At 55.1% G+C, this 22786-nt stretch carries 21 protein-coding genes; 4 read left to right on the forward strand and 17 right to left on the reverse strand.

Annotated features, from left to right (window positions below):
* Nucleotide 1: 1 nt before the first annotated feature.
* Nucleotides 2-949, reverse strand: a complete 948-nt coding sequence (locus tag MW898_RS01230) for an AAA family ATPase (RefSeq protein WP_248903834.1) — start codon at nucleotides 947-949, stop codon at nucleotides 2-4.
* Nucleotides 950-1268: 319 nt separating this feature from the next.
* Between MW898_RS01230 and MW898_RS01235 the strand changes: the two genes are divergently transcribed.
* Nucleotides 1269-1931, forward strand: a complete 663-nt coding sequence (locus MW898_RS01235; RefSeq protein ID WP_248903836.1) for a DUF7344 domain-containing protein — start codon at nucleotides 1269-1271, stop codon at nucleotides 1929-1931.
* Nucleotides 1932-1975: 44 nt separating this feature from the next.
* On the opposite strand, the gene MW898_RS01240 is transcribed toward MW898_RS01235, so the two are convergent.
* The 16 genes from MW898_RS01240 to MW898_RS01315 all read right to left on the reverse strand — a co-directional run bounded on the left by MW898_RS01240 (nucleotide 1976) and on the right by MW898_RS01315 (nucleotide 20600).
* Nucleotides 1976-2956, reverse strand: a complete 981-nt coding sequence (locus MW898_RS01240; protein ID WP_248903839.1) for a hypothetical protein — start codon at nucleotides 2954-2956, stop codon at nucleotides 1976-1978.
* A 43-nt stretch (nucleotides 2957-2999) separates the two neighbouring features.
* Complete coding sequence (locus tag MW898_RS01245) at nucleotides 3000-3467, reverse strand: DUF6114 domain-containing protein (protein WP_248903841.1); 468 nt, start codon at nucleotides 3465-3467, stop codon at nucleotides 3000-3002.
* A gap of 53 nt (nucleotides 3468-3520) precedes the next feature.
* On the reverse strand, nucleotides 3521-4168 hold the full coding sequence (locus MW898_RS01250) for a DUF6230 family protein (protein ID WP_248903843.1): 648 nt from the start codon (nucleotides 4166-4168) through the stop codon (nucleotides 3521-3523).
* Nucleotides 4169-4760: 592 nt separating this feature from the next.
* Nucleotides 4761-5306, reverse strand: a complete 546-nt coding sequence (locus tag MW898_RS01255; RefSeq protein ID WP_248903844.1) for a hypothetical protein — start codon at nucleotides 5304-5306, stop codon at nucleotides 4761-4763.
* Between the two features lie 129 nt (nucleotides 5307-5435).
* Nucleotides 5436-5906: a hypothetical protein gene (locus MW898_RS01260; protein WP_248903846.1), complete on the reverse strand. Its 471-nt coding sequence runs from the start codon at nucleotides 5904-5906 to the stop codon at nucleotides 5436-5438.
* A gap of 148 nt (nucleotides 5907-6054) precedes the next feature.
* The gene (locus tag MW898_RS01265) at nucleotides 6055-8643 is read right to left on the reverse strand and encodes a DEAD/DEAH box helicase (protein ID WP_248903852.1); all 2589 of its coding nucleotides are present in this window, start codon (nucleotides 8641-8643) and stop codon (nucleotides 6055-6057) included.
* A gap of 132 nt (nucleotides 8644-8775) precedes the next feature.
* Nucleotides 8776-9360 carry a dolichol kinase gene (locus tag MW898_RS01270; protein WP_248903854.1) on the reverse strand — a complete coding sequence of 195 codons (585 nt, stop codon included), beginning with the start codon at nucleotides 9358-9360 and terminating at the stop codon, nucleotides 8776-8778.
* Nucleotides 9361-11082 (reverse strand): glycine--tRNA ligase, encoded by a 1722-nt coding sequence (gene glyS, locus MW898_RS01275; protein WP_248903856.1) that lies wholly within the window; start codon nucleotides 11080-11082, stop codon nucleotides 9361-9363.
* Nucleotides 11079-11927, reverse strand: coding sequence for a CBS domain-containing protein (locus MW898_RS01280; protein WP_248903858.1), 849 nt, complete (start codon nucleotides 11925-11927; stop codon nucleotides 11079-11081). Before MW898_RS01280 ends, glyS begins: the two co-directional genes overlap by 4 nt.
* Nucleotides 11928-12043: 116 nt before the next feature.
* A complete protein-coding gene (locus MW898_RS01285) occupies nucleotides 12044-12589 on the reverse strand; it encodes a DUF7529 family protein (RefSeq protein WP_248903860.1) in 546 nt (181 codons plus the stop codon).
* 41 nt (nucleotides 12590-12630) lie between these two features.
* Nucleotides 12631-13038 (reverse strand): DUF7555 family protein, encoded by a 408-nt coding sequence (locus MW898_RS01290; protein WP_248903862.1) that lies wholly within the window; start codon nucleotides 13036-13038, stop codon nucleotides 12631-12633.
* On the reverse strand, nucleotides 13038-14675 hold the full coding sequence (locus tag MW898_RS01295; RefSeq protein ID WP_248903864.1) for an ABC transporter ATP-binding protein: 1638 nt from the start codon (nucleotides 14673-14675) through the stop codon (nucleotides 13038-13040). The genes MW898_RS01290 and MW898_RS01295 overlap by 1 nt, the downstream gene beginning before the upstream one ends.
* Complete coding sequence (locus MW898_RS01300) at nucleotides 14672-16039, reverse strand: oligopeptide/dipeptide ABC transporter ATP-binding protein (RefSeq protein WP_248903866.1); 1368 nt, start codon at nucleotides 16037-16039, stop codon at nucleotides 14672-14674. The genes MW898_RS01295 and MW898_RS01300 overlap by 4 nt, the downstream gene beginning before the upstream one ends.
* 2 nt (nucleotides 16040-16041) lie before the next feature.
* On the reverse strand, nucleotides 16042-17565 hold the full coding sequence (locus tag MW898_RS01305; RefSeq protein ID WP_248903868.1) for an ABC transporter permease: 1524 nt from the start codon (nucleotides 17563-17565) through the stop codon (nucleotides 16042-16044).
* Nucleotides 17566-17569: 4 nt separating this feature from the next.
* Entirely contained in the window at nucleotides 17570-18613 is a 1044-nt protein-coding gene (locus MW898_RS01310; RefSeq protein WP_248903871.1) for an ABC transporter permease, read from the reverse strand.
* Between the two features lie 142 nt (nucleotides 18614-18755).
* Nucleotides 18756-20600, reverse strand: a complete 1845-nt coding sequence (locus MW898_RS01315; protein WP_248903872.1) for an ABC transporter substrate-binding protein — start codon at nucleotides 20598-20600, stop codon at nucleotides 18756-18758.
* Between the two features lie 414 nt (nucleotides 20601-21014).
* Here MW898_RS01315 and MW898_RS01320 point away from each other — a divergent pair, with 414 nt between their 5' ends.
* From MW898_RS01320 to MW898_RS01330, 3 genes are all read left to right on the forward strand, one after another.
* Nucleotides 21015-21173 carry a DUF7556 family protein gene (locus MW898_RS01320; RefSeq protein WP_248903874.1) on the forward strand — a complete coding sequence of 53 codons (159 nt, stop codon included), beginning with the start codon at nucleotides 21015-21017 and terminating at the stop codon, nucleotides 21171-21173.
* Between the two features lie 113 nt (nucleotides 21174-21286).
* On the forward strand, nucleotides 21287-22360 hold the full coding sequence (locus MW898_RS01325; protein WP_248903876.1) for an aminotransferase class I/II-fold pyridoxal phosphate-dependent enzyme: 1074 nt from the start codon (nucleotides 21287-21289) through the stop codon (nucleotides 22358-22360).
* Between the two features lie 47 nt (nucleotides 22361-22407).
* A complete protein-coding gene (locus MW898_RS01330; protein WP_248903877.1) occupies nucleotides 22408-22782 on the forward strand; it encodes a translation initiation factor IF-5A in 375 nt (124 codons plus the stop codon).
* The last annotated feature ends 4 nt before the right edge of the window (nucleotides 22783-22786 follow it).

A 22786-nucleotide genomic window follows, 5' to 3' on the forward strand; every position in this document is an offset into this window, starting at 1 on the left:
TCTATACCTCGACAGTTTCAAGTGCCGTCTCAATGAGTTCTTCTGGCGTTTCGTGGCTACTCGGTGGGACTCGTATCCTGTGTGCAAGTACTGCTCTTGCTTCCTGTTGGATATCGTCTGGGATAACGTAGCTACGCTGGTTGAGCACGGCCCGTGCCTGCGCAGCGCGCAACAACGTGATCGATCCACGAGGACTCACTCCCAACTGTGCCTTTTCGCGTGTATATCGAGAGAGGTTGGTAATGTACTCTCGAATGGCGTCTTCAACACGCACACGAGAGACAGTCTGTCGAGCCGACCGGAGATCCTCGATGGCCGCAACAGGCGTCAACGAATCGATCGGATGGTCACCGACAACGCGGGCAAGTACCTGTGACTCTTCATCCTCGCCCGGATATCCGAGGTGAAGCTTTTTCATGAACCGATCGATTTCGGCGATCGGAAGATCATAGGTACGGTTACGCTCGACCGAGTTTTGTGTGGCGATGACAGTGAACGGATCCGGCATCCGGCGTGTCTTGCCATCGACTGTCACCTGCTTTTCTTCCATCGCCTCCAGCAGCGCGCTCTGTGTCTTTGGAGGCGCACGGTTGATCTCGTCGGCGAGCACAACGTTTGCGAATATCGGCCCGTTTCGGAAGTCGAACTCTCGTGTCTTCTGATTGAAGACGTTCACGCCGGTCACGTCGCTCGGAAGAAGGTCTGGCGTGAACTGAATCCGCTTGAATATCCCGTCGATCGACCGGGCAATGGACCGTGCGAGCATCGTCTTTCCAACGCCCGGTACGTCTTCAAGGAGCACATTCCCCTGTGCTAATAACGACGTTACAAGATGCTCGACGGTATCGTGGTGACCAACGATAACTCGCTCTACGTTCGTCATCACGCTCTGTGCTAACTCCTTTGGCTGCTCTACGTCGATAGTCTCTGCAGTGATATTGTCTGTCATAACTCGCGCCTACTACAAGTGACTCTCACAAGCGTACATACGGCTTCTCGATGCAGAGTATAGGTCGAGCTCACATTCCGCTTGTCGGGCCGAAGCGTAGTAACTCTGCTGGGTTACATTGTCGGTAAAAAACACGGATTCGAACATCCTTGCCACAGTATTATCGGTAAAAAATAATGATAAAAGGCTAAAAACGTTCGAATAATCGTTCGAACTGTTCAATCCCTATACTGCAGTCGCCTCTAAAACAGTGAAACCCACTGAAAACCACCGGAACTATTCTCCCCTTTTATGAGATTTGCTGTGTTCTTTCGGTTCGATGAGTACACGTGCATCCCCATCGGAACAGTCTGGGATTTCCCCGCCCGCCTCCGCTGAAGAAATCACACCACCAACACTTGAACGAGATGACGTCTTCCATCTGCTACAGAACCAGCGGCGGCGGTCGGTACTCCGGTATCTTTTCGAAAATCCAGCGATCGACTCCGTCGAAATGCGAGTCGTCACAGAACAAGTTGCAGCATGGGAGAATAACACGACAGTCACGAAGCTAACATCGAACGCACGGCAGCGAGTCTACATCGCACTGTATCAGTCTCATCTCCCCAAACTCGACGATGCTGGCGTCATTGCGTACGATCAAAACCGTGGGACGATCGAGCCTTGTTCGCTACTGGACGAACTCGAACCGTATCTTTTCACAGATACGACGCCCGACAGTGGTGCTTCTGAGACAGTCGAAGAGTCAGCAGACGAAACAACACAACAGGAGACCGAATCAGAGATGACGTCCGAAACAGAGAGCGAAGCTGGCTGGTCCGTTTCGTGGAACGACTACTATCTCGGTTTATCGGTACTCAGTCTTCTCTTGGTCGTTGCAGTAACACTACTTTTCCCGACTCTGAGTGCAGGCCCGTGGCCGTTGCTCAGCGCTATTATCGGGAGTGTCTTCGGTCTGAGCGCGCTAATTCAGCGGTCCTAAAGGAATAGTGTGTAATACGTTCGGGGGAGCGTCGTTCTGCTCCGCTACTCCAACCCGAGCGGTTTCGACATCTTCTCATCGACATGCATATTCATCATCACGTCCGCATCCGCGGTTACCACGTTTGCGTTCGTGCTTGATTGTGTAGTCGTCGATTCCGTAGGTGTGTTCGTTGTGTCTGTGCTACTTGCCGTTTCGTTCACCGAGTCGCTCGCTGTCTGAGTGCTACTTGTCTGCGTTTCCGCCGGTTCCGTCGAATTAGAAGTAGTCTGGGTTTCCGTACCAGTTGCTTCTGACGTGTTTGTGGCGGATTCAGGCGTTTGGGTAGAGTTGTTCGCTACAGTGTCTGTGGGTGTGGGCGTGGCTGTGTCGTTAGCCGTCGTGTTGTTGATTGTCGGGGCCTCGTTATCGCTGACGACCCACTCTCCCGAACTGTTGTTCAACAGACTGTCAGTGAGATCTGACGAGTTGTTGTAACCGATATCTTGGGGAGATGTGTTGGTCGTTTCGAGTACCGTCTTGAGCGACGGACCATCCGCTTCTGGTGGGTCTCCACCGGATGTAACCCTCGTACCCTGTGTTTCTAAGTTATCGACACCAAGCCAGTAGGCTTCGAGTGTCGTTGGCATCGGGTTCGGGACTCCTGGTGGGAGACAGACTCCCAGCAGCGAAAGCGTGTTGACCAACATGTTTTCACCGTTTGTGTACAACACGAGTGCGCCGTTCACTTCGCCGGAGGGGAAACTAACGTGGGCTTTGACACCACCCTCCTTACCGAGGTATATATCGACGTCCTTCAGTTTCGAATCCGTGACGGTGACTTTGTTCACACCACCGTCGATCTTTTCGGCACAGATCTGCCCACCATCAGTCGCGTGTGGGAAGATCCCGCCAGTTCGGACCGTAAACGTCGCTTCATCATCGATACCGTCAGGCGCAGCAGCGGCGGGATTGAATAGTGCGAGACTGCCGCTCGACACGACCAGTAACGCAAGCACACACGTGAGTGCTGCTCGCATCGTCAATAGTGCCCTCAATCGTCGACGGAGTCGATATTTCGACATTCTTTTATCGCCACTTACTCACAAGCCCAGAGACACCATCGTCGTCTGATTCGTCCGAATCTGCATTGGGACCCCAGTCGAACGGGTTTGTCTCCTCTACCTCATCTGATTCCCACGCGATACAGAGATTTGAGCCGATCAGACCCAGCAACATCCCGATGAACAGACCACCAAGTGTTCCCATGAGAGAGATGATCGACAGTGCCCCGCCGACGTAACCGATCATCGTCGAGAACTCGGGCTTCGTGAGCGCGAATACGCCAGTCAGGAAGACGAGCGATGAACTCACAAGGCCGAGGAAGGCAGTTGAACTTCCGACAAGGATGAGGTCCTTCCCGTAGCTGATCGCCACGTAGGCCATGAACACGCTTCCAAGGAGCAGTAACGAGCCGCCAAGGAACGGACGACGGGCTCGCCAGTCTCCGAACCGCTGTCGACGTTCGCTCATGAAACCGCGATTTGAATTTGACATATTCACTTCCAGGGATGCAATTGTGTCTTAATAGAGGTTCCTACTCGTCCCCTCTACTCGCTGTAATTCCCGTCGCCGTCGTTATCGTATTGGACTTGAAGATGAAGTCCTGGAATACTGATTGAACTCGACGCGAGATAGTGTGCCGTAATGTTGGCGTTCTCCAAGTTCTGGGCCGGACCATCGTTGCTCGTGTCAACGAGCCGTCCGTCCTCTAGCTTCTTTTGTGACTCAGATGCATCACCCGACCAAATACCGAATGACTCGGACGGATTGTCCGAGTTGGATTCATCGATAACCTGCTGGTTGAAGGTGGCTTTGTCAGCCTTCAGGTCACTGATTTTGACCATCTGCTGATCCGCCGTGACATCTCCATTAGATGTCATGACGATCCGAGCGTTCCCGTTGAGTCCGGGCATGCTGGCGACGTTGATCTCCTTCATGAGCTTCATGCCTTTGATCGTGACGCCTTTCTGTTCGACAACGGCCATGGGGTAAGCATCCTCACTGCTGGTATCATCAGCACCTGGGTAGATGAGGGCTGATTCAGCGGTGAGCTGGTCAGCCTGGATGGTGAATCCTCCAATCCCGGCGAGAGGGACGGCGTATGCGGTTCCCGTTGAAAGAACGAGTAACCCAATTGCCGCCAATACCGCGAACGATGCACCCATGCCCTTTCCGAATGTGCGCTTGTTGTACATAGCTACCGTATTAAGTCCGCGTACGATTACGGTCGATGTAGTCTAGCCCTATATGTTTACCGAATTGCATGCATGTCGTACAATATGCCTGTTGTGTTCGAATAAGGACTATACGTACCGCTTACGAGGGAAATGCTTTCCCGTTGTCCCGCTTCGCTACCGAATGCTCACGGGCTTTCATCGACCTGGTCTCTGTTGCGTGTCTCTCTGTTAGAGTTTTTGCCCCGGATATACGTGGCTATTTAATAGAATTGTTAGCTGTAGTGGATGTAATATCTATTGTCATTTTTGTCCTGTCGTTCTCTTCTGACGTTCGATGATCAAGTGCGAAACATAAGTATAGGGGGAACAATAACGTGGAAATAGCGAAACTATCGATAGCCGCTCTATTGACTCTCTAGAACGTGCTTTCGCTTGGTCGGCATTCTCTGAACGGGTCGCAATTCGGTGATCATCACGACGCAGTCGATCGTGATCACACGATGATGAGCTTCCCACGTATCGAACGGATCGAAAACACAATCATACAGTCTCGAAAAGAGTCCGGAAATTCTCAGTTGTTCGGATAGCGTCCTTGATTGTAACCGAACACTCACCGTTCCATAATCACGCCGTAAACGAGACCCATCATTCCACCGTAGGTCATCCAGGCAAACAGGGGGATCAGTCCAAGAGAGGGAAGCGCGTATGCACCGCTGTAACCAATGAGCGAGAGCCACAGGGGAACTCCGAATCCGTAGAAGACGACCCCAACGGCGAGACCATAGACCTGCCCGAGAGCGAAAAGAGTCACACCGAGCGCAGAAATGTTGAGGAGTGGAACGAGAAGCTTCTGCAACAGTGTGCTCTTACTCGACAGCGCGATGATTGTCGTAACGAACGAGTTGACTGATCCGGAGGCAAACGCGAGAAATGGAAGTCCAAGCAGTACTCCACATACGAAAAGCAGTAGTGCTCCTCCGGTCAGTGTCGGCTCACGCACCGTCGCACCGAGCATCTTGACTGCTTCGAGACCATCGGGATGAAAATGGAGGATAAGGTTGGCTTGCAACGCTCCGAACAGGCTGGCCCCGATTATTCCTTCGATCTCGTCGATACCGATATCGAACGAGAACAGCGACCGTATGTTACGTTCCATATCCTCTCCCATTCCTCATGTGGTAAAAGTCTCTTGCAGGAATGGCTGGGTGATTTATTATGGCTGGTCGCTGAGGAACCTGCCACGCCGACAGCTCATTCGGCACGCACTCTGAATCCTGAAACATGATCAGCGTCTGAACGCGGAATTGACGACTGTCCGTAGCAGGGCGCCAATCATCCCGCCGATAATGCTATCGACAACGATGAAACCGGCAATCCCGAGGATAATGAGCAGCGAGCCTATCGTCCCCATCCCGCTGAACTGCGGAGCGATGATCCCGACAGCGTCCTGCATCAGCGATGGAGGTTCGATGATACCGAATAACTGACCGACGAGTACAGCGTTCGTCCCGCCGACGAGCCCCGCGATGATCCCGGCGATAATTCCGTGCAGCCATCCACGCGGCCCACCGACGATGTACGCAGCTACGAAGCCTGCGATGACGCCGCCACCGACGTAGTTGAGGACTGGAATCAACAGTGCGCTCATATTGACAAGGATCCCGAGCGTCGCCCCTGCAAGAATTGCCCTTTTGCTTATCGAGAGATCGAGTAAGTCGATCTTCGTTTCAAATACTGTCGTGTTACTCCCGCTCATACGTCGTGTTATTACCCCAACCCCGTAATAAATCCTCGGAGATATATCTTCGTATCCTATGTGATCGTGCCTCAAAAACACTGCAGTCTCACGATTAGCGGTGGTTCCTCAGACAACAGTAACGACGATATGTGAAGTGTTTCTATCGTTATGTGTACTCGCTCCCAACGATTTCCCTGATCCGGTCCGCAGTCACTTCTCCAACACCTGATACGTCCATGAGCTCTTCTTCGGAAGCACTCATGACGGTCTCAACACTGCCGAAGTGCTCAAGCAGCGCACGCGCCGTCACCGGACCGATCTCTGCGACCGAGCTAACCACGTACTCCTGCTGTTCTGCGAGCGTCTTCGCGCTTTTTTCCCCGTGAACACTCACTTCACGGTCCGAATCCGTTTGCTCACGGCGCGCAATGACCTCAAGCATCTCTGTCGTCTCTTGCTCATCACGCGTTTGAAGAACGCTTGCGCCAAAATCGGTGGCGAGCGACGCCAACGCACCCCGGATTGCGTTCGGGTGTACGTTCCGTCGTTCGTACAGTCTGTCACCTTCGAGGACGACGACTGGTCGGGAGTAGTTTCGCGCGGCGTCTCGGACCTGCTCAAACAACGAACGGTCGCTCCCCACGAGCGTGTCGAGGAAATCCTCAACGGTTTTACGCTCCACGACGGCCCGATCCGAAAGGACGTAATCGCCCACGGAGAGCGTTTCGAGTCGTGTCGTGATATCCTCGCGTTTCGAAAGTTCACGAGCGATGGTCGCATCGAGCTCTCGCTGATCGATAACGATTTCGACCGCATCGGCCTCTCCAGCGGATGGGACAGGGGTCTCTGTTTCACTCCCTTTGGCGTCCGACTCGTCATCCGGACCCGACGAGACGAATGCGTCTAACCCGGATTGTCCCGCTTGTTGTGCGTTGTTTTGTGTGGTCTCTCTTTGCTCGCTTTCGCCATTTCGTCCGGCGCTTTCTTTCTCACGCTTTGCAGCAGCGTGGTCGGATTCTGAGCCAGTCATTTCGTCCGTTTGTTCTTCCTCCGTGCCATCGAGCGCCGATTGTCCGAGTTCGCTGTTCACCTCGTTGACGACGCCTTTGAGCGCCCGTAACTCCTCTTCCATTCGTTTTTCTTCCCGTCGGGAGATCCAGAAGAACGCCTCATCACGTGTGTCTTCTGCGAGGAGCACCACCACGTGTCCCTCGCGTCCGCGTCCAGTTCGTCCCTTGCGTTGAATGGAGCGAATGCCCTTTGGCACCGGCTCGTAGAACAACACGAGATCGACCTCTGGAACGTCAAGACCTTCTTCTGCGACCGATGTCGAGACGAGCACCTCGAACTCTCCAGCGCGGAACGCATCGAGCGTTTCCTGCTGTTCGGTCTGTGTCATCCCGTCCGATCCCTCCGTGTCGCTCTGTCCGACGAACTTCCGGGTCGAAAAGTGATCAGAGAAGAAATCGGTCAGCGTCTCTGCTGTGTCACGAGATTCGGTGAAGACGATGATACGCTCACCATCCTCGACGCCGAGCGTCTGTGCCAGGAGAATACGTGCACGCCGGAACTTCGGGTGCAGATCGTCGTACTCCTCGACGCGACGCATTGACTCTTTCACTTTGGGATCACTAACAAATCGCTGTGCGGCTTTCGACGCTCCAGACGAGCGCGCAGCGTTGCGCTGTCGTTCGAAGTACCGCCGAAGCGACTCGACGCTCTGAGTCTCGACAAGTTCGACCGCACGCCGGAGTTTCATGATCTCCGCGTGGGCGGACATCCCTTTGTATCCCTCAGACTTTCCCGAATCGATCAGTCGCTGGAGTTTCGCTCGTATCCGGTTCAAGTCTTTCTGTGACATCCCCGGTCTGGTCGTGTCCGTCACACCGAGCTGTTTCAGCCGTTCGAGACGGTCGCCGATCACCGATTTCAACGAATCACGAATCGTGAGTATCTCTTCGGGGAGTTCGATATGCTCCCACTCCACCTCAGTCTGATACGTGAATGTACTCACGTCCGAGTCCGTCTCAGTCATTACCTCGACCTCTCTGAGACCGAGATTCGAACACACAGTCAGAATCTCCGCTTTGTCGCCACCGGGTGAGGCACTCATCCCTGTCACGAGCGGGTCCGCAGCATCCTGATGATACCGCTCTGCAATGTAGTTGTACGAGTAATCACCAGTCGCACGGTGACACTCATCGAATGTGAGGTGGACAACGTCATGAAGAGAGATTCGGCTGCCGACGAGATCGTTTTCAACGACTTGCGGCGTTGCAACGACAATTCGCGCTTGGTCCCAGAGCTCCGAACGATCATCCGGGCTGACCGCTCCTGTGAAGACGACAATCTCGTCGTCAGGAACGCCGAGTGCCTCGCGGTAGAACGTTGCGTGCTGCTGGACGAGTGGCTTCGTCGGAGCGAGCAACAACGACTTGCGTTTTTGCCCCGATTCAGAATCCTCGGCTACGGCATCCGACCGAGAGTCAGACGTAGACGTGGAGGTGGAGGTGGACGTAGAATCGGTGGAGGAGTCCAACGCAGCGGGATTTGAAACACGTATCCCACTGTCGTGCAGTCGGTGGGCAGTGACGAGCAGGCTCACTGTTGTCTTCCCCAGCCCGGTCGGGAGACAGACGAGTGTATGGTCTCCGGTTGCCGTCGCAGCCAGCTGAAGTTGGTATTCGCGGCGCTCAAGCAGTCCGGGCGTCAGCAACGGGTGATCGAGATTGGGTCCCTCGTCGACAGCCGCCATTATCTGTATCCTGTCGTCTCTACCGCATAAACGTTCTCGTACCGGTGTGGAAGTGAAATAGTATAGTGAATATCTAACATGAATAAAAGCATTGTGTCGAAATGATGCGGATGAAATTTCCAGGGTCGATTCTCAGCCAATCGGTGGAAGAGATACCAACAGGTGATGGCTCCCGGCGATTGCCAGTGCTGCTACCATTGGGATCGTGAGGTTGTCGTCGATGACGTATCCAGCGATAATTGGCTTTGCCCCGTCGGCTGCTGTTGCAGCGATAGCTCCACAGACTGCTGGGATAATGTCCACGAACGGGAGAGCAATGAGCGTACAGATGCCGAACATCGAAAACAGGATGTATGCCGGTTTCACAGTTGCTGGTTCACTGGAGCTGAGGAGACCGATCACGGGATCAGCAATCATGAGCATCAATAACGCGGGAAGCGCCACAGACGGATGGAATATGAGTGCAACGACGGTCGAGCTGAACATGTACAGCGCGTATCCCGCAAGATGGTCGCGTTCGTACTCACGAGTGAGCGTCTCGAAGATGCTCCACTCGATCAGACCAGAGAGCCGGAGAGCTTCGAGCGTCAGTGTAAGGAGCGTTCCGAGCACAAAACACATCCGTACCTGATCCCACGTGAAAAGTCCAATGACGTACGCAAGTGGGAGGGACACCCCAGATGCGTGAACGAGACGACGCTCAACCTCCGGCTGCATCTACGTATCCGTCTGATCGGACAGTCGCGCTGTCAAGTGCGCGCTTAGTTCATCGACCGAAACACGCTCTTGCTCGGTCGAGTCGCGCTCGCGGACGGTGACGGTGTCATCGTCGAGTGAATCGTAATCCACCGTGACGCAGTAGGGCGTACCGATCTCGTCCTGTCGCCGGTAGCGTCGACCGATCGCGCCCGAGTCGTCGTAGGTTACCTCGAATCCAGCGTTGCGAAGGTACTGTACGATCTCTTGGGCTCGGTCTGCCAGGCCATCTTTGGCCATCAGTGGGAAGACACCGACTGTGGTCGGTGCGATATCGGGACGAAGCGCCAGCGAGGTCCGCTCTTCACCGTCGACCTCATCCTCCTGGTATGCGTGCTCAAGCACGGTGTAGATGAGTCGGTCGATACCAAACGACGGCTCGATGACGTGTGGCGTGATATGCTCGCCCGATTCTGTCACCTCTTCGACGGCGAATCCTGTCGCGTCAACTGGAACCGCGTACTCTTCGCCGTCGACAGAGACAGTCACCTGCTCTGTATCGAACGCATCGGGGCGTTCCTGTGCGAGCCGTTCCAACTCGTCGGTGATAGCCGCGGCTGCACTACCGAATTCGGGACCGAGAACGCTCATGTCTGGGTCGACCGTTGGTCGCTCGACAGTAATCGGTTCGTCGTACTGTTTGAAGATGGTGAACTCCTCATCGGAGTACGACCCGTGTTTTGAGAGATCGTAATCACTTCGGTAGGAAAAGCCGGTGAGTTCGATCCAGTTGCCGTCGAGTTCAACCTCTGCGTCCCAGCAGTCGCTCGAATAGTGCGAAAGCTCGTTCGGTCGGTGCTGGCGGTAGCGGAAGCGATCCATATCGACACCGATCCGATCGTACCAGTTCGCTGCCACGCCGAGGTAGTAGGCGATCCACTCATCGACAACGCCTTCCTCGACGGCATCTCCGATCGACCACATTTCGATTTCACCACTACTGTCGCTCTCCTGTGCTGTTGCGGAGTACAACGGTACCTCAACGTCTGCCACTTCGGACAACGATGGTTCGTCCGTTTCCGGATCGATGAAATGTTCCAGTTCGGCTTGGGTGAACTCCCGTACTCGAATAATCGATCGTCGCGGACTGATCTCATTTCTGTATGCTCGTCCGATTTGTGTGACGCCGAACGGTAACTGATTGCGCGCGTACTCCTTCAGGCGGGGGAATTCGACGAAGATGCCTTGTGCTGTCTCGGGACGGAGGTAGCCCGGTGAGGACGAGCCAGGGCCGATGTTCGTACCGAACATGAGGTTGAACGCCGACACTTCGACGCCTGCGAGTGACGAACCGCAGTTCGGGCACTGGAGATCGTCCTCGGCGATCAGCTCTTCTATCTCGGGAATCGGGATGCTTTCTGCGTCCTCGATCTCTGTCGCATCCTCGACGAGGTGGTCTGCGCGGTGGCTCGCTTCGCACTCGGGACACTCGACGATCATATCATCGAAGCCGTCAAGATGGCCAGAGGCTTCGAAGACTGCTTCGGGCATAACCGTCGGCGCGTCGATCTCCATGTGGCCCTCCTGTGTAACGAAACACTCACGCCACGCATCCGTTAGATTGCGCTTCAGTGCTGCACCCTGTGGGCCGTAGACGTAGAAGCCAGCTGTACCGCCGTATGCGCCAGAAGCTGGGAAGAAGTAACCACGGCGCTTTGCGAGTTCGACGAGTTCTTTGCTCATAGTGCACTCAGAAGGTCCATATCGTGGACGATGCCGACGAGCTCGCCACCACTCACGAGCGGAATCTGTTCGATGTCGTGTCGGAGCATGAGCCGCGCAGCATCGCGCGCTGTCTTCGCGCGCGAGACTGTGATCAGATCCTCACTCATGAAGTCCGCCGCAGTTCCCTCGGGGAACTCAACGTTCCGCGTCGGATAATAGCGGTTGCCAACCGTCTTGATGCTCTCCCACATCCATTCTTCGTCGTCGCCCGCAATGGCGCCTCCTGTCTCCTCTTCTCCCTCGACGATTTCAGCGATGGCGATTAGATCCGCGTCGGTGAGAATGCCGGTGACCTCTGCCTCGTCGTCGAGCACCATCGCGTAGGGAACACCGGCGTAGCGCAACTCTCGCTCTGCGACGTGCAACGGCGTGTCGCTGTAGATCGCGTTGATCGACTGCGTTGCGAGGTCTCCGACCGACTTCTCGCCATCGACGTTACTCTCAGCAATGGCTCGGATGACATCGGTAATCGTGATGATGCCGTTGAGACTGTTGCCGTTGACGACCGGCACTCGTCGCGCGCGCGTCTCGCGCATCAGTGAAGCCAACTCCTCGAGACTCGTCCCAACCGTGGTCGTCGGACCTTCCTCGACGAGGAGTGCGAGCTGATCTTCATCGGGGTTTTCGATCAATGCCTCTCTGGAAATGAGTCCACGAAACGCTTCATCACCGTCCTCGTGCTTCACGACGGCAACCGAGGAGAACTCACGACTTCGAAGGTGTTCGAGTGCGTCATCGCGCGTACCCGGAACTGACACCGTGACCAGGTCCTCGCGCGGTGTCATCACGTCAGTTACGTCCATATCGCACCGTAGCCGTCAGACTACAAAGGCCTTACACATGCGGGAAGACCGTCCGGCACGCACAGCTCCCATCCGGCTTGGGCGTCTTCGCCGTGTTGTGCTATTTAGACTCCGTGTTATTCATCCAGCCGTTGTCTCGCGTTCGGGAAGAAGTGTTCCCAGCCTTCGTGTTGGAAGCTCCCGAGAGCCGTCTGATCGAGTGTTTGGACATGGGTGAACATTGCCCCCTGATCGAGGGCCGCGCGCATCAGATCCTGTGCGTTAATCAGTTCGTACGATCCAGCGAGCAAGATGGCGTTCGCTGTCGGCTCGTCGTAGAGGACCGTTACTTGGAACACGTGCTCTCCGACTTCAGATCTGTACACCTCGTACTCCTGGAATTCGCCTCCTTCTTCGTGTCCTCTATCGAATACGTCTACGAACTGATCAGCGAAATTGTCTGGGATCACGTAAACGAACCCGAATCGATCGGGGTTACCAACTTCCGGGGAGTTCGGCGCAGTATCCACGGCCGCGATCGCTGTCGTCGACCAGCCTCCCTCTTCGAGCTCTGCTGCCATCCCTTTCATATCCTGAATAGTGGCCTCCCACGCGTTCTTGGCCTGCTCGGACGAGCCAGCGAATCTTTCAGCATAGCTTTCGTTTTCACCCATTTCGGTCATACTGACATCTGTAGTGTTCAGGCACTAAAGTCCTCCCCACTTCAGCGCGCAACACTGAAGAAAACCTCAAGCGCGAATGATACAATCAAAATAAGAATGCTTGCAAAAAGTATCTTCACGCCGTCAGAGATCCGGTCATTCGGCTGAAGGCCGTACTGATCGAGTGGTGGAATCTGTTCGATACGCATCTGTATCCACGACGCTCGATCGCTGTCTGTCGATACCAGCTCGCTGTCGCGCCACGGCGCTGTCGGTCGGAGTTTGAACGTTCCGACACCAAATAGACCGATCCCAACGATGAATAGGATGTATTTCACACCAATCCATCCTCCGCCGAGGGTGAAACTGACCACAATCGAACCGATCACGACGATCACCGTGACGACGATCGCGTAGACGATCGCGTCTAATGCCTGTCGTCTCCAAAGCACCCCCTCGCCGGTAGTCATCAGTCGAGTATCCGTTCGAACACCGGTTCTGGTTCTTCGTATTCCGGTTGATGTCGGTGACAGAAGCTCGTTCGACCCGTTTCACTCACGGAGTGGTGTTTGGGCTTCTCCTGGGTGCAGCTGGTGTCGAACTCCGAAGCGAGGAGCGCACTGGCTTGTTGCTCCTTGTCGTTCCTAATGAGTTCGACTGCACGTTCGATGTGTGTTCGAACCTCCGGGGGAACGCCATCAAGCGCAGCATCGAGTCGTTCCGATGTTCCCATCTCGTTCCCGTCTTGTTCTCCAGCTTCGTCGCTCACTGTGACCTCCGTGTCCCGGACGAACACCTCTTCGACGACCTCGATGATGTCATCAAAGCGCGTTTTCATCCCCAACAGTTCCTTCGTCCGATCACGAAGCCCTGTCTCTGCCCGCTCGCGCTCACGAAGGATTTCGCGCAGGAGTTCAATTCCCTCCCACACGTTGTCATCGATATCTGCGTACGCTTCCGGACGGATCTTCACCGGACATCGCGTACTGAACGGGCAGCCAGTCGGCGGATCGCGCGGACTGGGTGGTGTTCCTCGCAGCGTAACGCGTCGACGCGTCGATGTTGGATCCGGATCCGGAATTGCCGACAACAGCGAGTACGTGTAGGGGTTTTTCGGGTTTTGGAACAGCTCTTCGGTCTCTCCGATCTCCATAATATGCCCGAGATACATCACAGCGACTCGGTCACAAATATGACGAACGACAGAAAGATCGTGGGCGATGAACAGATACGTCAGTCCGAACTCTTCTTGGAGATCTTCGAGGAGATTCAGGATTTTCGCCTGAACGGACACATCCAGCGCGCTCACTGGCTCATCGAGCACAACAAACTCCGGTTCGAGTGCGAGTGAGCGCGCAATCCCGACGCGTTGGCGCTGTCCTCCCGAAAATTGGTGTGGGTACCGGAAGTAGTGTTCTTCTCGAAGACCGACCGTCTGTAACAATTCTCGAACACGCGCGCGTCGGAGTCGATTTTTCGATTTAGTGACAGAGACGGATACTTTCAGTGAGTCATTCGAATCGGTGACCGAGACCTCCACGTCTTCTTCGGTCATTGGAAGCGCCTCACGAACGCTGACTGTCGGCCCGTCCGGGGTGACAATAATATCGACCGATCGGTCGTCTTCCTCGGCGAGTGTTCCATCGCCGGTAACGGTCACCGACCGATTACGGCTGTCCTCGACGCTGACAGTGAAGTTCGGCCACCCGTGGACATCGAGCGGCTCTCTGATGATCTCACCAATCGTCATCCGGTGATTGAGGCTCGATTCTGGGTCTTGGAAGACGATCTGGGCGTCCCGTCGCCACGTCTTTAGTTCTGTTCCGGAGAGTGTTGTGACATCGCGCCCATCGAACAGCACGTCTCCCGCTGTTGCGCGTTCGAGTTGGACCAGCGTTCGCCCAAGCGTGGTTTTTCCACAGCCTGATTCACCAACAAGGCCGAGTGTCTCGCCGCGGTCGATCGTGAAATCGACCCCGTCGACTGCCTTGACGGGTTGTGAGCCGAGCAATCCACCCGTATCGTAGTACGTTTTCAATCCCCGTACCTCGACCAGTGGCTCACCTTCGTCAGTGCGTTGTTGCTGTGTGAGTAGTTCTTCGCTCATTGCTGATCCCCTCCGTTGGCGTCACCGTTACCGAGCGTTCGGTGATGTTCGACAGCATCTTCTTTTGACATGTTGTCGGGATAGAGTAGACAGGCTGCCGTATGATCCGCTGTGGTCTCACTTACGTCCACGTTCGATGGATGGACGGTATCGCAGGCATCGAATGCCTTCGGGCACCGGGGCGCGAACCGACAGTACGTCGGCTCTTCGTTCGGTGTTGGAACGTCGCCCTCGATCGTTCGGAGCCGGTCTTCGTCCGTGTTCCGCCCCGGTATCGATTCGAGCAGCCCCTGCGTGTAGGGATGTTTCGGATTCGCGAACAGTTCCTCAACGGGTGCTTTCTCGATCAACTCGCCCGCGTACATCACGTTCACGCGGTCTGCGATTTCGGCGATAACACCCATATCGTGCGTGATGAACATGATTGCGAGATCACGCTCTTCTTGAATGTCCATCAGGAGTTCAAGTATCTGGGCTTGAATCGTTACATCGAGCGCGGTCGTCGGCTCGTCGCAGATGAGCAAATCGGGTTTGCACGCGAGCGCCATCGCAATGATAGCGCGCTGGCGCATCCCGCCGGAAAATTCGTGGGGATACTCGCTGACGCGTCGTCGTGCATCAGGGATCGAAACGTCTTCGAGCAGACGAATGGTCTCTTTGTGCGCTTCGCTTCCTCGCAAGCCCTGATGGAGTCGGAGTGCCTCTTTAATCTGGTTTCCAACCGTGTACACCGGGTTCAACGAGGTGAGCGGATCCTGAAAGATCATCGCGATTCCGTTCCCTCGGATCATTCTGAGGGCATCTTCGGGCGCGTGTGTCGTATCGACGTACCCACCGTCCTCAGAACGAACGATGAAGTCGTTCCCGTCCGTTATCCCGAGCTGTTCGGTGAATCGACGCTCAACGAGGGTGCGCATCGTGACTGCGTTCTCTCGCACCAATTCGACTGCATCCACGTCTGCAGTACTCCGATTCCGGTAGTCTTTATCGTTTGTTAGCTTTGCTGGTGAAACGCCCTGATCGAACAGGCGTTCGATGAGGGTTTCCACGTCGTGCTCGTTTCGGAGTTCGTCGATATCGACCGTCCGTTTTGGAAATCGATTGGCGAGTCGTTCGACTGTCCGCTCGTGACCGAACCGAACGCTTCCACCGACAACCCGACCGGGTGAATCGATCAGTCCCATGATCGACCGGGCAGTCACGCTCTTTCCCGAGCCAGATTCACCGACGATACCGACGGTCTCTCCCCGTTGAATTTCGAAATTGATGGTGTCAACCGCTCGGATCGTCTCCTTGTCAGTGAAAAACGACGTTTGGAGATTCTCAATGGCGAGTAGTGGTTGCTCTGTGATCTGAACACTCATGCTTACGCACCTCCTCCAGCTGCTGCGGCTGCTTCATTGGCCGAGTCTTCGCCCTCGCTCTCCGGATCGAGCACGTCACGGATTCCGTCACCGAGTGCGTTGAATCCCGTCACGACGATCACGATGAGGACTCCCGGAATGAGTGCCATGTGCCACGCTGGGCCTGTTACATAGTCCTGTCCTGCAGCGATAGCGCGTCCCCACTCCGGTGTTGGTGGGTTGATACCGAGGCCGAGATACGACAGCGCAGCAACGCCGATGATGATGCCACCAATCGTCATCGATCCGTAGATCAAGAGATAGCCGAGGATGTATGGGAGCATGTGCTTTCGCATTGTCGTCGTCGAACGCTGACCGTAGCTCTTTGCGGCGTCGACCCATTCTTGTTCTGACACTTGGAATGCCGGACCACGAATCGATCGCCACAGGCTCGGCCAGTAGATCACTCCGAACGCGACCGCGATCACGAATCCGCCGTTGTAAATCTGCCCTAACCAGTGGCTCTGAAACACCACTGAGACGAGGATGAGCAGGAGAATCCCCGGGAGCGACTGGATCGAGTCGCTCACGAGGACGACCGAGAGATCGATCGCACCCTTGTAGTACGCTGTGAGCATCCCGAAGCCAGCGGCCATAACACCACTAATACTGACGGCAAGCAACCCGATAACCAGCGATAGCCGCGCACCGTATGCCATGAAGGTGAATAAGTCCGCACCGGGATTCGACAGTGTTCCGAACGGATGGAATCGATCGTACTCATCGTACTGCCAGAATCCGATGTTCGTCGAACCGGCTCCCTGAGATGCCGACGCAAGATTCGCGTTGAGCACGGAGATCTCGTCTACTTCTCCATCATCGGCATCGTAGTACTCGATTTGATGGGAGGTCATCTCGTAGATGTTCTGTTCGGCCGTCGCTGGACTAATCGTCGGGGCGAAAATCGCCATCCCGACGAACAGCAAGACGATAACCAGCCCGAACTGACCCCAGCGATGGGTCCGCATCCGACGAACCATATCGTCGCGCGGCGTCCAGTCTGCGAGTCGATAGGCGTTGACGTAGGTGTCAAACCCTCTCCAGATCCACCAAAGAAGGACGAACATGTAGGTATACACTAATACGACACGGATGAGCCACGCAAGCATCGGCTCCAGTCCGAGGAACGTTCCATGCCACGCGCCATTGGGCGTCTGGTATCCTTGATTCGGAATGAAATTCCGAGACAGTAGTGATGGGAGACTGTCAGCAGCACCTGCCGCTGCGTTGAGCGAACCTGCGATGGCGCTCCCGACTGAGGGGAGGACCGGACCGCCCAACAACCCGTTTGCAACGCCCGCGATACTCCCTGTAAGACCAGAAAGCGCCATGACGGTCACCGACGCAATCGCACCGATCTGCAGTGCGAGTAGCGCGATCAGCACGACTCCCCAGACGAGTGCTGGCTGAGGGTTCGCCCGAACACGCTGTACGAATGGGACCTCTTCAGTTACGGTCGCAGTCGTTGATGTAGATGTGTCACTCATTATTCTAACTCTCGTACCCGATTCGTGGATCGATCACTGTGTACAGGAAGTCTTGTAGGATGTTCACTATCTGTAAGAAGACGGCGAAGATGAACAGGAGCGCCCCCGCCAAGGGCATATCTCCTTGGTTGATCGCTTGGAACGAGAGCTTCCCGAGTCCGTTGAGACCGAACACGTACTCTACGAGCACAGAGCCACCGATGAGGAGGAACGCTTCGGCCGAAATGACCGGCACGAGTGGGATGAGTGCGTTCCGGAAGATGTGCTTCCAGACGATGACCCTGTTCGTCAGTCCCTTTGCGCGTGCCGTTTCGACGTAGTTTGAGTTGATCGTTTCGAGGACTGCCGTCCGCCCGATCCGCATCTCGTTCCCCATCGACGCCGATCCGAGCACGATCGCGGCTGGAAGAATCCACTTGATCGCCGCGATCAGCCGGGTCGGATCGCCCAAATCAGTGAGCTCTGGCGTCCCAATGACGCCCGTTTCGACGATAAACGTCTGCCACGTGAACGTGATACCGAGTATCTCTTGAGATAGCTGTGTCGAGTTCGCGAGAACGCTCGCCAGGATGACTGCGAGCCAGAAGTTCGGCATCGCTCGCCAGATGATACCACTGAACGACGCGGTGTAATCAGACAGCGTGTTGGGATTCAATCCCGCGTAGAATCCTAGTGGAATCCCGACGAATAGTGCAATGAGGATCGACCAGAACCCGAGCCAGATCGTCACCGGAGCGCGCGCCGCGATCAGATCGAGCGCATTCGTACCGCGGTTGATGACCCACGTTTGGCCGAAGTTGAATGTAACGAGGTCAGTCATAAATTTAATATACTGCTCCCAGAGTGGCACTGGGGTCCCGTCGGGACGGACGAGACCGATCTGGACCCTCATTTGGTGTGCTACCTGTGGGTCTTGATTCTGTCCGAGGATCGCCGCGACGGGATCGAGCGGCCCGGCGCGAATGATCAGGAAGATGATCGACATCGCAAAGAAAAGCACTGGGATGGCGAGCACCAACCGTCGAAGGAAGTAACTCCACCGACTCACGGGCGTTCACCCTTCAGTGCGCGTGGGAGTCTCAAAGTCATACGTTGCAGCATTTCTGTTTGTGGCAATTGTCTCTTTCGTTTAGGTGGTTATCCGCACTTCGAAAAACGACCGGAAGCGATGCGTTAGAACGCTACCGTGTCTAGCTTTGTTCTTTCCAAGTATCGTTGAATTTACCACGCGACCGACCCATTCCACCGAACTTCTTGTAGTTGGTGTTGTCGTAGTAGAACTGCTCTGTCGCGCTGTGATGCGTCATGAGAACCATCGCATCCTCCCAGTTCGCCTCCTCCATCTTGACGTACGCTTGCTCTCGTTTCTTCGTAGCTTGCTCGGTCGGTTGGAGATTATTCTGAACCGTTTCGAACGCCGTTTTGGCCTTCTTCGAGGCCTTCGTTGGTGAATCACGGCCCCAGTTCAGGTACGTATAGGAAGCTGGGTTACCGGTGTGGGTGTTCGGTGGGTACAGAAGCTTCATGAAGTTGTCTGGTCTCGGCCAGTCGGCGATCCATCCGAGCGAATACAGCTCGTTGTTGCCGTTTTCTGCGCTCTGGATCAGCGTCTGGAACTTCGCTTGCTTGATTGACAGATCGATGAACGCACCTTTGAGCTGCTGTTGGAGGATTTTCCCAATCTGGCTGTACACTTCCGACTCGTAGTGGGTGAACTTGAGCTTGAAACGCTTGTTCGAGCCGTATCCAGCCTCCTTCATCACCTTCTTTGCGTTTTCGATATCGCTCTCTCCGGCGCTGTAGGGGTACTTATTTTCGACGTGCTTATCGTACGCCTCCTTCCCACCGGGATAGATGAGTTCCGGCATGAGATGGTAGGCTGCTGGCGATCGCTTTTTCCTGACCTGCTCGCGAATCGCTTCCGGATTTAGGACGTATGCGACCGCTTGTCGGACAGGCTTTGGCACGTTCCGTGCGTTGAACGCAATGTAGAAGGTCCCGACTTCTGGGATCTTCATGTAGTTGACCGTCTCGCCGTTCTGAATCGGTCCGTACGTTCCGGTTTTTCGCTGTTTATCGTCCGTGTTTTCGACGGAAACCTTCCCTGGGTCGTACTTTGCAGTCGGAATACTGAAAATGTCGGCCTTCTTCTCAATCGCGTAATTGAATGCCGCCGAGTCCTTCTCGATTACCTGCCAGTGGACGCCATCGACGTACGGACCTTCCCCGTAGTAGTCTTCGAACCGAGTGACTGCTGCGTCCTCCTGTTTGTTCCAGTGTTTGAATTTGAAGGGGCCAGCACCAACCGGATTGTTGTTGGCGAATTCATTGTACTGCTTGCTCGGTTTGTCCACCGTCCCTTCTTCCTTAAGCGAGCCGACGATACCCTCTGGTACCACAGAAAATGAACTGTACGCGAGGAGCTCGAGTGCCGCGTGGAACGGCCGTTCGAGCTTCATTTCGACCGTTTTGTCGTCTTTCGCGCTGACACCGAGCGATCCCGGTTTGTAGTTGTCTTCGGAGTCGGTTTCGTGGGTCACACCCATCGAACCGAGAATGAAGTCTGCGCGGACAGTGTGTGGCGATCCGGCGAGCCGTTCGAAGGAGTAGACAACGTCCTTCGCAGTGACGTCGCTGCCGTCGTGGAACTTCGCTCCCTCCCGGAGCGTGAACGTGTATGTCGTGTTGTCTTCGTTCGTTTCCACCTTTTCGGCGAGCAGTGGTTTCGTTTCGACTTGCCCGTTGGGGTAGTTAATCAGTGGGTCGAAAACCTGCTGAATGACTTCTCCGGACGCGGTATCGGCAGCTGCAACCGGATCGAACGTATCAATCGTTCCCGTGCTGATTAGGTTCAGGGTCCCACCCTTCTGCGGTTCTTGGTTACCGCCACCGTCGGTCCCACCGTCAGTCCCGCTTTCGTTCCCGTCACCCGAACCGCCGTCTCCGCCGAGACATCCTGCAAATGAAACCGCAGCGGCGGCTCCACCGGTTGCCTGCAAAAACTTCCGTCGTGAAAGCCCGGTATCGTCTGTCATTCCACCACCATCTCAATGATCCTTGGTGATAAATTTGCCGTTGTTCTTCTGACATTGTGTCTGGTATGTGATTTTTCCATTGTAGTCCTCTTTCGGCGATGCAGGGATGCTACACAGAGTTCTCTCGATATGTGTGGCATATACATGCACATCCCATCAATAAACCAGCATCCAGTTAATAACTAGCTATAAGTGAAAATGCCGTTTCACTCACACACTAATGGGCTGTAAACACCTTGGTGCTGCGTGACGTGGACAGGAGAGACACACACAATGTGTCTATATTAATCCACTATCTTCGGTCAATCGTGGTCTCGTGCGGACCGACAACCGTCGGCCCAATGGCTTCACGTCGTGCGACCATGGACGGCCCGTTTCGTTACGTTTATATCGTTGTGGTAACAATTACTCGACATGGTTCCAGACTCGGCCCCGGCGTCGGATACGCGCGGCGACAGTGAGGTGATGGTGTCTGTCGATTCTGACCAGCTCGTCATTGCCGACGTTTCCCGGGATGGAGCTTGGCTTACGATGCCAGTTTCCGAGGCAGCGGTTCTTCAAGACTGGCGATAACTTCCGCGATCTCTTTGAGCAGGGAGCGTACGCTCAATTGATAACAGTACGTTCATAGTTGGTGAGAATCCGTATATACGGATGTTTTTCTACTCCTTCAACGAATGGCCAGCATGGATATCGAGCCATTCACGCTGGAGCGTTGGTTTGCCGCCCACGAGCACGAAGCCGACATTATGCTTGCCGAAAGCGGTATCCGAAGTCTTCCTGCATCTCGATTTGACCTCGATCCCGGTAATCTCGGATATGTGATACCGACCAACGGCGAGCCTAAACTCCGTGCTGAGGTTGGGGCACGGTACGGCCGTACTGCGGACGAGGTGTTGTTCACGTGCGGAGCACAAGAAGCCAACTTCCTCGTGTTTCTCTCCCTTTTGAACGATGACGATCACGCTGTCGTCGTCACGCCGACCTACCAGTCGCTTCACTCGGTGCCGGAGTCACTTGCCGATGTCACGTGCGTCGACTTGGAACCACCAGAATGGACGCTCGATCCGGACGCAGTCGCCAAAGCCATACGTCCTGACACATCGCTTATCGTCGTAAACAATCCAAACAATCCGACAGGACGATATCACTCTCAAGAGACCATCGAAGCACTGTATGAGATTGCAGCCGACCACGGCGCGTATCTGCTGTGTGATGAGGTGTATCGACTGCTCGCGGAGGATCCAATTCCCCCAGTAGCCAGTATGGGTCAGTACGGAATTTCGACGACGAGTTTGACGAAGGCCTATGGCTTGGCCGGTCTCCGGTTCGGGTGGCTCGCTGGGCCACCGGAGATCATCAACGCAGCGTGGAACTGGAAAGACTACACCACGATCTCACCATCGCCCCTCAGTCAACACATCGCCCAGCAGGCACTCGACACCGAGAACGAACGCGAGATCCTCACCACGAACCGTACACTTGCCCATAAGAATAGGCAAACCACGCGCGCGTTTCTGGACCGACACGGCCTCGACTGGTATGATCCCGTCGGTGTAAACGGATTCGTGACCGTCCCAGACGGATTTGCGACGGGGATGTCGTTCTGTGAGCGCGTCGTCCGCGAGGAAAGCGTGGTCCTCGCGCCGGGTGATGCATTCGGCTATCCCAATCGCTTCCGTATCGGATTTGGATTACCGAGCGAAGCATTGACTGCGGGGCTCTCACGGCTCGATACATTCTTCGATCGGCACTCATAGCCTCCGTGTTCCAAACCGTTTATACCAGCACACCTGATACACGCGATATGGCGAGACAACAGACCGAAGTTCGTGATCTACAGGAAGGTAGCTACGTGATGATCGACGATACGCCGTGTCAAATCAACGCGTACAGCACGGCAAAACCAGGCAAACACGGGAGTGCGAAAGCACGTGTCGAGGGTCGTGGTGTCTTCGATGAGCGAAAGCGCAATTTCACCCAGCCCGTCGACGCGAAGGTGTGGGTGCCGATCGTCGACCGCAAGCAAGGACAAGTCATCAATATTGACGGCAGTGACATGCAGGTCATGGACCTCGAGACCTACGAGACGTTCCCGATGCGCATTCCTGATGGGATGGACCCATCACCAGACGACGAGATCGAGTATCTCGAATACGAAGACCAGCGGAAGGTCGTCTAAACCG

The organism is Halocatena marina (assembly GCF_023276375.1).
Lineage (GTDB): Archaea > Halobacteriota > Halobacteria > Halobacteriales > Haloarculaceae > Halocatena > Halocatena marina.